We start from the raw sequence: 13762 nt of genomic DNA on the forward strand, positions 1-13762 counted from the left end.
ATTGCCGCACATCGTGACCGGCCGTCGCCGTACCGTGGTGGAGGCGGCACAGATCTTGCGGAGCCGTGGGGAGAGAGGGCCTGGGCCATGGACCGTGGCACCGAAACGGGCGCGGCGTCCGGCCCCGGAGCCGGCGACGGCGCGGCGGAGCACGCCACCGACGGCCGTATCCCGCTGGCCGTGGTCGTCGTCGACCGCGACGGGCTCGTCTCGCACTGGAGCAGCGGCGCACGGCGGCTGTTCGGCGTCGCCAAGGAAGAGGCGCTGGGCCGTCAGGCCGTGGACCTGCTGCCCGTCTCCGGCGCGCTCCCCGAGGCCGCGGACGTCGTCCCCTTCGGGAGCCGTGCCACGTACGACGGACTCGGGCCCGGCCTTGAGTCCTCCCTGGACGGACGGCTCTCCTATCCCGCCGCCGGCCGTGCCCGGCTCGGCGCGGCCGGTCCCCGGCGGATCGACGTCCTGTGGTGGGCCTACCCCCTGGTCGGCCCCGGCCCCGAGCGGCTGCTCGTGCTCGCCGCCGACGCGGCCGCCATGCGGCACGAGGACGACGACGTCTCCTTCGAGCGCATCGCGCCCGGCTTCGCGCTGCACACCGACTTCCCCGGCGCCGAGGAACTGGCCCGCAGGCTCCCCGACATCCTGCCCAGCATGAGCGTCGGCGAGAGCGCCCGCGTGGTCGCGCAGGTGCTGGAACTGGGCTATCCCGTGCTGGAGTTCAGCCAGAACGACCGGGTGCCCGTCACTCCCGACTGGGGTGTGCCCCGGCGCGCGGAACGCACGGCACGCCGCGAACGCGCGGCCCTGGCGGCGTCCGGCGCACCCGTGCCGCGGGACCTCCCGGACGACGAGCGCGAGGACCTCGAGTACGTGGCGGTGCGGGAGCGCCTGGAGTTCCTGAACGAGGTCAGCGGGCGCATCGGGACCTCCCTCGACCTGTCGCGGACCATCCAGGAGGTCAGCCGGGCCGTCGTGCCCCGCTTCACGGACGTGGCGGGCACCTATCTGCGCGAGCAGGTCGTCGCCGGTGAGGGCTTCCCCGACGGCGTGCCCGACACGACCACGATGTGGCACCGGGTCGCCGTGGAGCACACGGACGAGCCGGGCCGCTGGGACGACGTCGTGCCGGTCGGCGAGGCCATGCCCTTCCCCGCGCACACCCCGTTCTTCCAGTGCATGACCACCGGTGAGCCCGTCCTCGTGCCGCGCATCAGCGAGCAGATGGGCCATGTGATCGCCGCGCAGTTCGAGAAGCGCGACATCAGGCCGCTCATCACGAACCGCTCCATGCTGGTCGTGCCCCTCAAGGCCCGGAACGTGGTGCTCGGGTTCATGATCCTGCTGCGTCACCCCGAGCGCGTCGAGTTCAACGACATGGACCGGGTCACCGGCGCCGAACTGGCGGCCCGCGCGGGCCTGGTGCTCGACAACGCGCGCATGTACACCTTCCAGGAGAGCGTCGCCGAGACCCTCCAGGACAGCATGCTGCCGACCATCGCGCCCCGTATGGCCGGCTGTGACATCGCGACCCGCTATCTGCCCGGAACGCTCCTCGGACGCGTCGGCGGCGACTGGTTCGACTCGGTGAAACTGCCCGGCTCGCGCACCGCCCTGGTCGTCGGGGACGTCATGGGCCACGGTCTCAACTCTGCCGCGATGATGGGCCAGTTGCGTACCGCCGTCCAGACCATGGCCGCCCTCGACCTGCCGCCCGCCCAGCTCCTGCGCAATCTCGACGACCTCGCCCAGCGCCTCGGCGACGGCTATCTCGCGACCTGCCTGTACGCGGTCTACGACCCGATCGCCGGACTGCTGCACCTGGCCAACGCGGGCCACATCCCGCCGGTCCTGGTCCGCGCCGCGGACGGGCGCAGCGAACTGCTCGACCTGCCCACCGGAGCGCCCATCGGCGTCGGCGGAGTGCCCTTCGAGGCGGTCCGCGTACGGGTGGAGCCGGGCGACCGGCTGGTGATGTGCACCGACGGACTGGTCGAGGTGCGCGGCGAGGACATCGGTGTCGGCCTCGCCACCCTGTGCGAGTCGGCCGCCCACCCGGCCGCCTCGATGGACCAGGCCTGCGACACCATCATCCGCGCGCTCAACACGCGCGGCGGCCGCAAGGACGACGTGGCCCTGCTGATGGCCCGCCTCAACGGGATCGGGCCCGAGGCCGTCGCCGAATGGCGACTGGCGCCGGAACCGGCCGAGGCGGGCAGGGCGCGGGCCGTGGTCCGTGAACAGCTGCACGCGTGGGGTCTGGCGGGACTCGCGGACAACGCCGAGCTGCTGGTCGGCGAGCTCGTCACCAATGTCGTACGGCACGCGCACAGCCGTGGGATCGGGCTGCGGCTCGTGCGCGGCGACACCCTGCTGTGCGAGGTGGACGACGACGACCACACCCTTCCGATCCTGCTCAGCGCGGGTCCCGGCGACGAGTTCGGACGCGGCCTGCGGATCGTCAGCGTGCTGTCCCGCGAATGGGGCGCGAGTCGCACGGGCGCCGGCAAGACCGTGTGGTTCGAACTGACGCTCCCGCGCGGCTGATCCGTTCCTCCGCCGCCCGCACGGCGGAGCGACTCCGGCGCACGAAGGGGTACGGGGTTCGAATGAGCCGTGAAGGTATGCGCCGCCTGCTTGTCGCCGCACTCCGGGCGCGGTAGACCGATCAGGCCCGCCGGGACCCGGCGGGCGCGATCACGACCCCGGGGAGCGGGCATGAGCGTGAACAGTCGGTACAGAGGAGCCTGGGAGGGCTTCTGGCGTGAGGCCCCCGACGGACCGGGCGAGGTCCTCTGGGACGCCGAGCCCGCCCTCACGGCCGCGGTCCACCTCGCCCACTTCGAGCCGCACCTGACCGCCCCCGACCTGCCGCTGGTGGACATCGGCTGCGGCAACGGCACCCAGACCCGGTTCCTGGCCGACCGGTTCCCGCGGGTCATCGGCACCGACCTGGTGTCCGCCGCGCTCGATCACGCCCGCGCCGCCGACGCGGCCGGGCAGGCGAGGTACCGGCTGCTCGACGCGGCGGACAAGACCGAGACCGAGGCGCTGCACGCGGAGCTCGGCGACGCCAACATCTACATGCGGGGCGTGCTCCACCAGTCCGATCCGGACGACCGGCAGCCGCTCGCGGACGGACTGGCCACCCTGGCGGGCGACCGGGGCCGCGTCTTCCTCGTCGAACTCGCCGAGGCCGCAGGTCCCGTCCTGCGCGCGATGGCCCAGGGCCCGGACGGCCCTCCGGCCAAGCTGGCCCCGGTGTTCCGGCACGGCATCGCCCCGGGCGCGGTCGAGGACGCGGCGGTCCCCGAGCATCTGCGCCAGGCCGGCCTCACGGTTCTCGCCAGCGGCGAACTCCCGCTCTTCACGACCGAGCACACGCCCGACGGCACCCTGATCGAACTTCCCTCGCGGTGGCTGGTGGCCGGCCGCCCCGGGTGACACCGCCGGTCCGGCCCGGCGGGAGTTGTCCACAGGCTCTGCCGGGTCCGGGCCGAAGCGCGTACGGTTTCGGCATGAAGATCCTCATCAGCGCCGACATGGAAGGCGCCACGGGTGTGACCTGGCCGGCCGACGTGTTGCCGGGGACTCCCCAGTGGGAGCGGTGCCGCGCGCTGTTCACCTCGGACGTGAACGCGGCGGTGCTCGGCTTCTTCGACGGCGGCGCCGACGAGGTGCTGATCAACGAAGCCCACTGGACCATGCGGAACCTCCTCCTCGAACGGCTCGACGAGAGAGCCGAGATGCTCACCGGGCGGCACAAGGCGCTGTCCATGGTCGAGGGCGTGCAGCACGGGGACGTGGACGGCATCGCGTTCGTCGGCTACCACGCGGGAGCGGGCATGGAGGGCGTCCTCGCGCACACCTATCTCGCGAACTCCATCACCGGCGTGTGGGTCAATGACGTGCGGGCCAGTGAAGGACTGCTCAACGCCCACGTGGTCGCCGAGTACGGCGTGCCGGTCGTGCTGGTCACCGGCGACGACGTGGCCTGCGAGGACGCGCTGGGATACGCGCCCGAGGCGCCGAAGGTCGCCGTGAAGGACCATGTCTCGCGGTACGCGGCCGTGTGCCGCACCCCGGCCAGGACCGCCGCGGACATCAGGGCCGCGGCCAAGGAGGCGGCCGCGCTGGCGGTGCGGCACGAACCGGTCGCCGGCGGACCGTTCACCGTCGCCGTGGAGTTCGACGCCGAGCACCTGGCCATGGCCGCCACCGTCGTGCCGGGGGTCGCACGGATCGGCGAGCGGAAGATCGCGTACACCAGCGGCACGATGTACGAGGGTATTCGGACCTTCAAGGCGGTCACCACGATCGCCTCGGCCGCGGTGGAGGAGCAGTATGGCTGACGAACGGGCACTCGACGAGGTCGTCCGGTTCACCTCCGACCTCATCCGGATCGACACGACCAACCGGGGCGGCGGGGACTGCCAGGAGCGCCCGGCCGCCGAGTACGCCGCCGCCCTCCTGGCCGAAGCGGGCCTGGAACCCACCCTCCTGGAGCGCACCAGGGGCCGCACGAACGTCGTGGCCCGGCTGGAGGGCACCGACCCGTCCGCCGACGCGCTGCTGGTCCACGGTCATCTGGACGTGGTGCCCGCCCAGGCCGGGGACTGGAGCGTGCACCCCTTCTCCGGGGAGATCCGCGACGGTGTCGTCTGGGGACGCGGCGCGGTCGACATGAAGAACATGAACGCGATGATCCTCTCCGTGGTCCGGTCCTGGGCGCGCGAAGGGGTACGGCCCCGGCGTGACCTCGTCATCGCCTTCACCGCCGACGAGGAGGCGAGCGCCGAGGACGGCTCCGGCTTCCTGGCCGACGAGCACCCCGGACTCTTCGAGGGCTGCACCGAGGGCATCAGCGAGTCGGGGGCGTTCACCTTCCACGACGGCGGCGGACGGCAGCTGTATCCGATCGCGGCGGGGGAGCGCGGCACCGGCTGGCTCAAGCTCACCGCGCGGGGACGGGCGGGCCACGGCTCCAAGGTGAACCGGAGCAACGCGGTGACCCGGCTGGCCGCGGCGGTCACCCGCATCGGCGCCCACGAGTGGCCCCTGCGCATCACCCCGACCGTGCGGGCCGCCCTGACCGAACTCGCGTCCCTGTACGGCGTGGACGGCGACCTGGACGACGTCGACGCCCTGCTCGGCAAGCTGGGCCCGGCCGCCTCCCTCGTCGAGGCGACCGTCCGCAACAGCGCCAACCCGACGATGCTCAGCGCCGGTTACAAGATCAACGTGATTCCGGGGGAGGCCGTCGCCTACGTGGACGGCCGGTATCTGCCGGGCGGCGAGGACGAGTTCCGCACGACGATGGACCGGCTCACCGGACCGGACGTGGAGTGGGAGTTCCACCACCACGAGGTGGCGCTCCAGGCGCCGCTGGACTCGCCGACGTACGCGCGGATGCGCGCGGCCGTCGAGGAGTTCGCGCCCGAGGGCCATGTCGTCCCGTACTGCATGTCGGGCGGCACGGACGCCAAGCAGTTCTCCCGTCTCGGCATCACCGGCTACGGCTTCGCGCCGCTCAAGCTCCCGGAGGGCTTCGACTACCAGGCGATGTTCCACGGAGTCGACGAGCGTGTCCCGGTCGAGGCGCTCCACTTCGGTGTCCGGGTCCTCGACCGCTTCCTGCGCACGGCCTAGGGGGACGAGATGCAGACCACGCCCTACGGTTCATGGCCCTCGCCGATCGACGCGCGGCTCGCCGCCGCGCACGACGGCCATCCCGAGTTCGTCGGATTCGTCGGCGACGAGGCCTGGTGGACCGAACCCCGGCCGGCCGAGGACGGTCGGCGCACGCTGGTCAGGCGGACGGCGGACGGCACCGAGGAGTCGGTGCTCCCGGCGCCGTGGAACGTGCGCAGCCGCGTCATGGAGTACGGCGGCAGTCCCTGGGCGGGAGTCATGCGCCCCGAAGGACCGCTGGTCGTCTTCGTCGACTTCGCCGACCAGCGCCTCTACCGCTGGGAGCCGGGAGGCGAACCGCGCCCGCTGACCCCGCTCTCGGCGGTGGGCGGCGGACTGCGCTGGGTCGATCCGCAGCTGCGGCCCGAGCGCGGTGAGGTCTGGTGCGTCATGGAGGAGTTCACCGGGGCCGGGCCCACCGATGTGCGCCGGGCCGTCGTCGCGGTGCCGCTGGACGGATCGGCGGCACAGGACCGGGACGCCGTGCGCGAACTGTCCGACGGGCGGCACCGGTTCGTCACCGGACCCCGGCTCTCGCCCGACGGCCGGCAGGCGGCCTGGATCGCCTGGGACCACCCGCGCATGCCCTGGGACGGCACCGAGGTGATCCTCGCGGACGTCACCGAGCACGGCGCGCTGTCCGCCCCGCGGGTCGTCGCGGGGGGCCCCGAGGAGTCCGTCGTCCAGGCCGACTGGGCGGCCGACGGCACGCTGCTCTTCGTCAGCGACCGCAGCGGCTGGTGGAACCTCCACCGCCTCGGCCCGGACGGCGGGGCGATCGCCGTCTGTCCGCGCGAGGAGGAGTTCGGCGGCCCGCTCTGGAAGGTCGGGCTCCGCTGGTTCGCGCCGCTGGACAGCGGCCTGATCGCCGTCGTGCACGGACGGGGTGCCACCGCGCTCGGGATACTGGACCCCGAGACGGGGGAGGTCGTCGACACGGCGGGCCCCTGGACCGAGTTCGCGTCGACGCTCGCCGTGCACGGCAGCAGGGTCGTCGGCGTCGGAGCCAGCCCCCGCAGCGCCCACGAGGTCGTCGAACTGGACGCCCGAACCGGGCGGGCCCGGGTCGTCGGCGCCGCGCACGACGACCCGGTCGACCCCGCGTACTACCCGGAGCCCCAGATCCGTACCTTCGCGGGCCCGGCAGGACGCGAGGTCCACGCGCACATCTACCCGCCGCACCACCCCGGCCATGTCGGCCGCGCGGACGAACTCCCGCCGTACGTCGTCCGGGTCCACGGCGGCCCCACCAGCAGGTCGGCCCTCGTTCTCGACCTGGAGATCGCCTACTTCACCTCCCGGGGCATCGGCGTGGCCGAGGTCAACTACGGCGGATCCACCGGCTACGGACGGGAGTACCGCAACCTGCTGCGCGAACAGTGGGGGGTGGTCGACGTCGAGGACTGCGCGGCCGTCGCGCTCGCCCTCGCCGAGGAGGGCACCGCCGACGGGCGGCGGCTCGCCGTCCGCGGCGGCAGCGCGGGCGGCTGGACCACGGCCGCCTCCCTGGCCACCACCGACGTCTACGCCTGCGGCACGATCCTCTATCCCGTCGTCGACCTGAGCGAATGGGCCTCGGGCGAGACCCACGACTTCGAGTCGCAGTACCTGGAATCGCTCGTCGGCCCGATCGCCGAGGTGCCCGCCCGGTACACGGAGCGATCGCCCTCCACCCAGGCCGACCGCATCACCGCGCCCTTCCTGCTGCTCCAGGGGCTCGACGACGCCGTCTGCCCGCCGGCGCAGTGCGAGCGCTTCCTGGCCCGCGTCGAGGAGCAGGGCCGTCATGTCCCGCACGCCTACATCGCCTTCGAGGGGGAGGGACACGGCTTCCGGCGCGCCGAGACGATGGAACGCTCCCTGGAGGCCGAACTCTCCCTGTACGCCCAGGTCCTCGCACTGGACCCGCCGGGCATCCCCACCCTGGACCTGTCCAAGTGAGCCGGCGCAGGGCAGAGACACGCGACCCGACCACACCCACCGCCATCTGAACACCGCCATCTGAACACCGGCACATGAACCACCGGCACATGAACCACCAGCACCTGGAGCACCACGAGTGACCCGAACGACCGCATCGATCACCGCACTGACCCGGCCCGCACGGCTCGCCGCGGGGGCCAGGGTCGCGGTCGTCGCGCCCAGCGGGCCCGTCCCCGAGGAGCGGCTCGAAGCCGGCCTCGACATCCTGCGCGGCTGGGACCTCGACCCCGTCGTGGCCCCCCATGTCCTCGACCGGCACGACGAGTTCGTCTACCTGGCGGGCACGGACGCGGACCGGGCCGCGGACTTCCAGGCGGCCTGGTGCGACCCGGACGTGGCCGCGGTGCTGTGCGCCCGCGGCGGCTACGGCGCCCAGCGCATGATCGACCTGCTCGACTGGGACGCGATCCGGGCCGCGGGTCCCAAGGTCTTCGTCGGCTTCAGCGACATCACCGCACTGCACGAGGCGTTCGCCACGCGGGTGGGGCTCGCGACCCTGCACGGGCCGATGGTGTCCTCCCTCGGCTTCCTGAAGAACACCCGGTCGCAGGAGCATCTGCGGGCGACCCTCTTCGAACCCGAATCGGTGCGGACCATCGCTTCCGCCGAGGCCGCCGCGCTCGTGCCCGGGAAGGCCCGAGGGGTCACGCTCGGCGGCTGCGTCAGCCTCCTGGCCGCCGAACTCGGCACACCGCACGCCCGGCCCGGCGCCCGCGGCGGGCTGCTGCTGATCGAGGACGTCGGCGAGGAGGCGTACCGGCTGGACCGGATCCTGACGCAACTGCTGCGCGGCGGCTGGCTCGACGGGGTGGCCGGGATCGCGCTCGGCTCCTGGGCGGACTGCGGACCGTACGACCGGCTCCGCGCGGTGTTCGCGGACCGGCTCGGAGCGCTCGGTGTCCCCGTCGTCGAGCACTTCGGGTTCGGGCACGCGGAGGGTTCGCTGACGATGCCGTTCGGCGTCCGCGCCGAGCTCGACGCGGACGCCGGGACACTGACACTGGACGAGCCCGCGCTGCTCTGACCGAGGGGAGGCCGCCGGGCGTGTGCTCGCGTAGGGTGATCGAATGCCTGAGAACGTCGGCTTCCTCGCCGAGGGCCCGCGCGTGGCCCTTCGCCACTTCACCCTCGACGACGGCCCGGAATTCACCGCGCGGGCCAGGGAGAGCCGGAGCCTGCACCGCCCCTGGCTCTTCCCGCCCGCCGACGTCGACGCCTACGCGGTCTACGCCGGGCGGCTCATCGAGGATCCGACGAAGGCCGGATTCCTCGTCTGCGAGCGGGACGGCGGGGGGATCGCCGGCTTCATCAACATCAACAACATCGTCCACGGCGGCTTCCTGTGCGGTGCCCTCGGCTACGGCGCCTTCGCGCACGCGGCGGGACGCGGACTGATGACCGAGGCCCTCGATCTCGTCGTGCGGTACGCCTTCGGGGAGTTGGGCCTGCACCGGCTGGAGATCAACGTGCAGCCCGCCAACGCGGGGTCGGTCGCGCTCGCGCGCGCCTGCGGCTTCCGCCTCGAAGGCTTCTCGCCCGCCTTCATCCACATCGACGGCGCCTGGCGGGACCACGAGCGATGGGCGATCACGGCGGAGATGGTCAAGCCCCGCTGACGGGTGCCCGCAGCCGGCCGCGAAGGCGCCCGGCGCCTTTGCGGAAACCTGACCCGATTCTGGTGAGCGGACACCCTGGTCAGCAGGCCGATGAGCATGTTCCATGGTCATCGTGACGACGATCCGACGTGACGTACTGGCCCTCCCGGCGGCGGAACTGGGCCCGAGCAACCCGCTGCCGCCCCTGCGGACCCTCGACGAGATGCACCGTATCGACGACCGCGACCGCGTCGGCCTGCCCGGCGACATGGCCCGGCAGATCGGGTACGAGCCACTGCGCAGCGTGCTGCCGGAGCGCATACGGGACGGGTACGAGCGAGAACGGCCGCCGCGTGAACTCGACACGATAGTGATCGAGAACGACCGGCTGCGCGCCACCGTGCTGCCGGGATACGGCGGCCGTGTCGTCTCCCTCTTCCACAAACCCACCGCGACGGAACTGCTCTACACCAACCCGGTGCTCCAGCCGGCCTGCTTCGCCCTCAACGGCGCCTGGTTCTCCGGCGGCATCGAGTGGAACATCGGGGCCACCGGGCACACCACCCTGTCCTGCTCACCCGTCCACGCCGCCCGCGTCCCCGCCCCGGACGGCGGCGAGATGCTGCGCCTTTGGGAGTGGGAGCGGCTGCGCGACCTCCCCTTCCAGGTCGACCTGTGGCTGCCGGACGGCTCCGACTTCCTGTACGTCGGCGTCCGCGTCCGCAACCCGCACGAGAAGCCCGCCCCGCTGTACTGGTGGTCCAACATCGCGGTCCCCGAGGAGCGCAGGGTGCTCGCCCCGGCCGAGGAGGCCTGGCACTTCGGCTACGAGCGACGGCTGCGCCGGGTGCCCGTGCCGGCGTACGACGGGGCCGACCGGACGTACCCGCTCAACAGTGTCTTCCCCGCCGACTACTTCTACGAGGTGCCCGACGGGCGCCGCCGCTGGATCGCCGCGGTCGACGAAGCGGGCCGGGGCCTGGTCCAGACGTCCACCGACGTCCTGCGCGGGCGCAAGCTCTTCGTCTGGGGTTCGGGGTCCGGCGGGCGGCGCTGGCAGGAGTGGCTCACCGAGCCGGGAACCGGCGGGTACTGCGAGATCCAGGCGGGACTCGCCCGCACCCAGCTCGAACACGTGCGCCTGGAGGCCGAGAGCGAGGTGTCCTGGCTGGAGGCGTACGGGCCGCTGACCGTGAGCGCGCGGAGCGCGCACGGGGCCGACTGGGACGCCGCGCGGGCGGAGGCCGAGGGCCGGCTGGAGAGCGCCCTGTCCCGGGACGCGGTCGACGCCGCGTACGAGGCCTGGCTGCCGCACGCCGACAGCGCGCCCGGCGAGGTCATGGCCGTGGGATCCGGCTGGGGCGCGCTCGAAGTGCTGCGCGCCGCCCACAAACTGCCCGGCACACCCTTCGAGGAGAGCACGCTCGGGGACGACCAGGAGCCGTGGCTCGAACTGCTGCGCTCCGGCGCGTTCCCCGAGCCCCGGCGGGTCGGGCCGCCCGGCGAGACGCTGGTGGCCTCGCACTGGCGCGACATGCTGGAGACGGCACCGGCCGCCCCGGTCGCCGAGTACCACCTCGGAGTCGCCCAGTGGCATGCCGGGGACGTGGCCCAGGCCGTGCGCAGCTGGGAGCGGGCGCTCGAACTCGCCCCGTCGCTCTGGCCGTTGCTGCGCTGCCTCGCCGTCGCCGACCAGGAGGCGGGCAACGACGAGCGCGCCGCCGACCGTTACGCCGAGGCCTTCGACGACCTCTGCCGGGAGCGGCGCGACGACGGCCGGCAGTGGACGGCGGTCACCGCCGCGCTCGGCCGCGAGGCCGTCGAGGCGCTGCTGAGGGCCCGCCGTCCGGAGCAGGCGCGCGCCGTGTGGGAGCGGCTGCACCCCGCGACCCGGGAGCGGGGACGGTTCCGTCTCGTCGAGGCCGAACTGCTGCTCGCCGAGGGCAGGCGCGAGGACGCCCGGGCGGTCTTCGACGCGGGCTTCGAGGTCGCCGACCTGCGGGAGGGCGCGGAGACCATCGACCGGCTGTGGTCCCGGCTGAGCGACGAGCCGCTGCCGGCGTGCTACGACTTCCGCATGCGGCCACCGTCCACGCCCTGAGCCCCCGCCCGGCAGGGCCCGGGCCGACGGGACCCGCCGCCTTCGGCCTCCGGACCGGTCACGGGCCGCGCGGTCACGGGCCCGGGTGTTCCACCGTCGGGTGGAGCACCCGGGACGGTCCGGGGTCTGGGGCCGTGACCCTCAGCCCCGTCGGTCCGCGTACTCGTCCACCGACCCGTCGGGATGCACGGCGATGAGGTCGCGGCCCGCGGGTGTCCCCACCGGGCCCGCGACCACCCACGCACCGAGGTCGGTCAGGACCCTCCCGGTCTCCTCGACGTCCTCGGCGGCGATCGTCGCCGCGACCGGCGCCGGAGGCCGGGTCCGGTCCCGAGCGTCTCCGGTCGCGCGAGCCCGCCGCCCGGGTGCCAGGGGCCCACGCGGGAAACACCGGATGCGCCCGTGTTTGGGACCCCGGCTCAGGGGGACGCGGAAAGCCCGTACGGCGGGCGGGAACCGGCCTCACCCGCGCCGGCGGGAGGGACCGGAGCACCGAGCTGTCCGGAAACCGCCGGGCGAAGGGAAGGGAGCATCATGAACACTCGCCGTCTCATCGATCTGGCCCAGCAGCTGCGCGTCGACAGCGTCCGCGCCGCCGACGCGGCGGGCTCGGGCCATCCGACCTCGTCCATGTCCGCCGCCGACCTCATGGCGGTCCTCCTGGCCCGTCACACGCGCTACGACTTCGAACGCCCCCGGCATCCGGGCAACGACCGTTTCGTCCTCTCCAAGGGGCACGCGTCACCGCTCCTGTACTCCGCGTACAAGGCGGCCGGCGCCCTGAACGAGGCCGAACTGCTCACCTTCCGCAAGGCGGGCAGCCGCCTCGAAGGGCACCCGACGCCCCGGCGGCTCCCCTGGGTGGAGACCGCCACCGGATCACTCGGCCAGGGGCTGCCCGTCGGGGTCGGCATCGCACTCGCCGGAAAGCGGCTCGATCACACCGGCTACCGGGTCAGGGTGCTGTGCGGCGACAGCGAACTCGCCGAGGGCTCCGTGTGGGAAGCCGCCGAGCACGCGGGCTACGAGCACCTGGACAACCTCACCGCGATCGTCGACGTCAACCGCCTGGGCCAGCGCGGGCCGACCCGGCACGGACACGACCTCGGCGCGTACGCCCGCAGGTTCGCGGCGTTCGGCTGGCACACCGTGGAGATCGACGGACACGACGTCGAAGCGATCGACCGCGCCTTCCTGGAGGCGGACTCCACCGAGGGACGGCCCACCGTGATCCTCGCCCGCACCCTCAAGGGCAAGGGCGTGGCCTCGGTCCAGGACCGCGAGGGACTGCACGGCAAGCCGCTGCCGGACGCCGAAGCGGCGATCGCCGAACTCGGCGGTGTGCACGACCGCCGGGTGGAGGTCCAGCCGCCGCCCGCCGCCAGGACGCTGCACGCCGTGCGCTCCGGACACCTCGACCTGCCGCGGTACGAGCCCGGCGACCGGGTCGCCACCCGCGACGCCTTCGGCCATGCGCTCGCCGCGCTCGGCGACGCACGCGGTGACGTCGTCGCCCTGGACGGCGAGGTCGGCGACTCGACCCGCGCCGAGCTCTTCGCCAAGGAGCATCCCGAGCGCTATTTCGAGTGCTACATCGCCGAGCAGCAACTGGTCGCCACCGCCGTCGGCATGGCCGTACGCGGCTGGGTCCCCTACGCCTCGACGTTCGCGGCCTTCCTCACCCGCGCCCACGACTTCGTCCGCATGGCCGCCGTCAGCGGTGCGGGCATCAACCTCGTCGGGTCCCACGCGGGCGTCTCCATCGGGCAGGACGGCCCCTCGCAGATGGGTCTCGAGGACCTGGCGATGTTCCGGTCCGTCCACGGATCGACCGTGCTGTACCCGTGTGACGCCAACCAGACGGCGAAGCTCGTCGCCACGATGGCGGGCCTGGAGGGCATCCGCTATCTGCGCACCTCGCGCGGCGAGAGCCCCGTCGTCTACAGCGCCACCGAGGAGTTCCCGGTCGGCGGCAGCAAGGTGCTGCGCGCCTCCGCCGACGACCGGCTCACGCTCGTCGCCGCGGGGGTCACCGTCCACGAGGCGCTGGCCGCCGCGGAGGCGCTCGACCGCGAGGGCATCCAGGCCCGGGTGATCGACCTCTACTCGGTCAAGCCCGTGGACCGCGCGACCCTGCGCGAGGCCGCAGCGGAGACCGGCTGCCTGATCACGGTGGAGGACCACCGGGAGGAGGGCGGGATCGGCGACGCGGTGCTCGACGCCTTCACCGACGGCCGCCCCGTGCCCCGCCTGGTGCGCCTGGCCGTCCGGACGATGCCGGGCTCCGCGAGCCCGGCCGAGCAGCTGCGCGCGGCGGGCATCGACGCCGAGTCGATCGCGGCGGCGGGCCGTCTGCTGGTCGAGACGGCCATGGTGCGCTGACCGGAACACTGAGGGC

Annotated in this window: 9 protein-coding genes and 1 pseudogene; 9 read left to right on the plus strand and 1 reads right to left on the minus strand. The window is 73.3% G+C overall.

The features are described 5' to 3' along the window. Positions 1-87: 87 nt before the first annotated feature. From WJM95_RS27140 to WJM95_RS27175, 8 genes are all read left to right on the plus strand, one after another. The gene (locus WJM95_RS27140) at positions 88-2541 is read left to right on the plus strand and encodes a SpoIIE family protein phosphatase (protein WP_339132421.1); all 2454 of its coding nucleotides are present in this window, start codon (positions 88-90) and stop codon (positions 2539-2541) included. Positions 2542-2712: 171 nt separating this feature from the next. After that, positions 2713-3438: a class I SAM-dependent methyltransferase gene (locus tag WJM95_RS27145; protein ID WP_339132422.1), complete on the plus strand. Its 726-nt coding sequence runs from the start codon at positions 2713-2715 to the stop codon at positions 3436-3438. Positions 3439-3512: 74 nt separating this feature from the next. Then, on the plus strand, positions 3513-4346 hold the full coding sequence (locus tag WJM95_RS27150) for a M55 family metallopeptidase (protein WP_339132423.1): 834 nt from the start codon (positions 3513-3515) through the stop codon (positions 4344-4346). Beyond that, the gene (locus tag WJM95_RS27155) at positions 4339-5643 is read left to right on the plus strand and encodes a M20/M25/M40 family metallo-hydrolase (protein WP_339132424.1); all 1305 of its coding nucleotides are present in this window, start codon (positions 4339-4341) and stop codon (positions 5641-5643) included. Before WJM95_RS27150 ends, WJM95_RS27155 begins: the two co-directional genes overlap by 8 nt. 9 nt (positions 5644-5652) lie before the next feature. Beyond that, positions 5653-7626: a prolyl oligopeptidase family serine peptidase gene (locus WJM95_RS27160; RefSeq protein WP_339132425.1), complete on the plus strand. Its 1974-nt coding sequence runs from the start codon at positions 5653-5655 to the stop codon at positions 7624-7626. A gap of 139 nt (positions 7627-7765) precedes the next feature. Beyond that, entirely contained in the window at positions 7766-8692 is a 927-nt protein-coding gene (locus tag WJM95_RS27165; protein ID WP_339135876.1) for an LD-carboxypeptidase, read from the plus strand. A 43-nt stretch (positions 8693-8735) separates the two neighbouring features. Then, the gene (locus tag WJM95_RS27170) at positions 8736-9284 is read left to right on the plus strand and encodes a GNAT family protein (RefSeq protein WP_339132426.1); all 549 of its coding nucleotides are present in this window, start codon (positions 8736-8738) and stop codon (positions 9282-9284) included. 103 nt (positions 9285-9387) lie between these two features. Then, positions 9388-11364: a DUF5107 domain-containing protein gene (locus WJM95_RS27175; RefSeq protein ID WP_339132427.1), complete on the plus strand. Its 1977-nt coding sequence runs from the start codon at positions 9388-9390 to the stop codon at positions 11362-11364. Between the two features lie 141 nt (positions 11365-11505). Here WJM95_RS27175 and WJM95_RS27180 read toward each other — a convergent pair. Beyond that, positions 11506-11670, minus strand: a pseudogene (locus WJM95_RS27180) (VOC family protein); the annotation flags it as partial. A gap of 228 nt (positions 11671-11898) precedes the next feature. Between WJM95_RS27180 and WJM95_RS27185 the strand changes: the two are divergent. Next, on the plus strand, positions 11899-13746 hold the full coding sequence (locus WJM95_RS27185) for a transketolase (protein WP_339132428.1): 1848 nt from the start codon (positions 11899-11901) through the stop codon (positions 13744-13746). The last annotated feature ends 16 nt before the right edge of the window (positions 13747-13762 follow it).

The organism is Streptomyces sp. f51 (assembly GCF_037940415.1).
GTDB lineage: Bacteria > Actinomycetota > Actinomycetes > Streptomycetales > Streptomycetaceae > Streptomyces.

Excerpts from the sequence above, each read along its gene's own strand:
- WJM95_RS27140 (WP_339132421.1), top strand. The coding sequence starts at position 88 with ATGGACCGTGGCACCGAAACGGGCGCGGCGTCCGGCCCCGGAGCCGGC.
- WJM95_RS27145 (WP_339132422.1), top strand. The coding sequence starts at position 2,713 with ATGAGCGTGAACAGTCGGTACAGAGGAGCCTGGGAGGGCTTCTGGCGT.
- WJM95_RS27150 (WP_339132423.1), top strand. The coding sequence starts at position 3,513 with ATGAAGATCCTCATCAGCGCCGACATGGAAGGCGCCACGGGTGTGACC.
- WJM95_RS27155 (WP_339132424.1), top strand. The coding sequence starts at position 4,339 with ATGGCTGACGAACGGGCACTCGACGAGGTCGTCCGGTTCACCTCCGAC.
- WJM95_RS27160 (WP_339132425.1), top strand. The coding sequence starts at position 5,653 with ATGCAGACCACGCCCTACGGTTCATGGCCCTCGCCGATCGACGCGCGG.
- WJM95_RS27170 (WP_339132426.1), top strand. The coding sequence starts at position 8,736 with ATGCCTGAGAACGTCGGCTTCCTCGCCGAGGGCCCGCGCGTGGCCCTT.
- WJM95_RS27175 (WP_339132427.1), top strand. The coding sequence starts at position 9,388 with ATGGTCATCGTGACGACGATCCGACGTGACGTACTGGCCCTCCCGGCG.
- WJM95_RS27185 (WP_339132428.1), top strand. The coding sequence starts at position 11,899 with ATGAACACTCGCCGTCTCATCGATCTGGCCCAGCAGCTGCGCGTCGAC.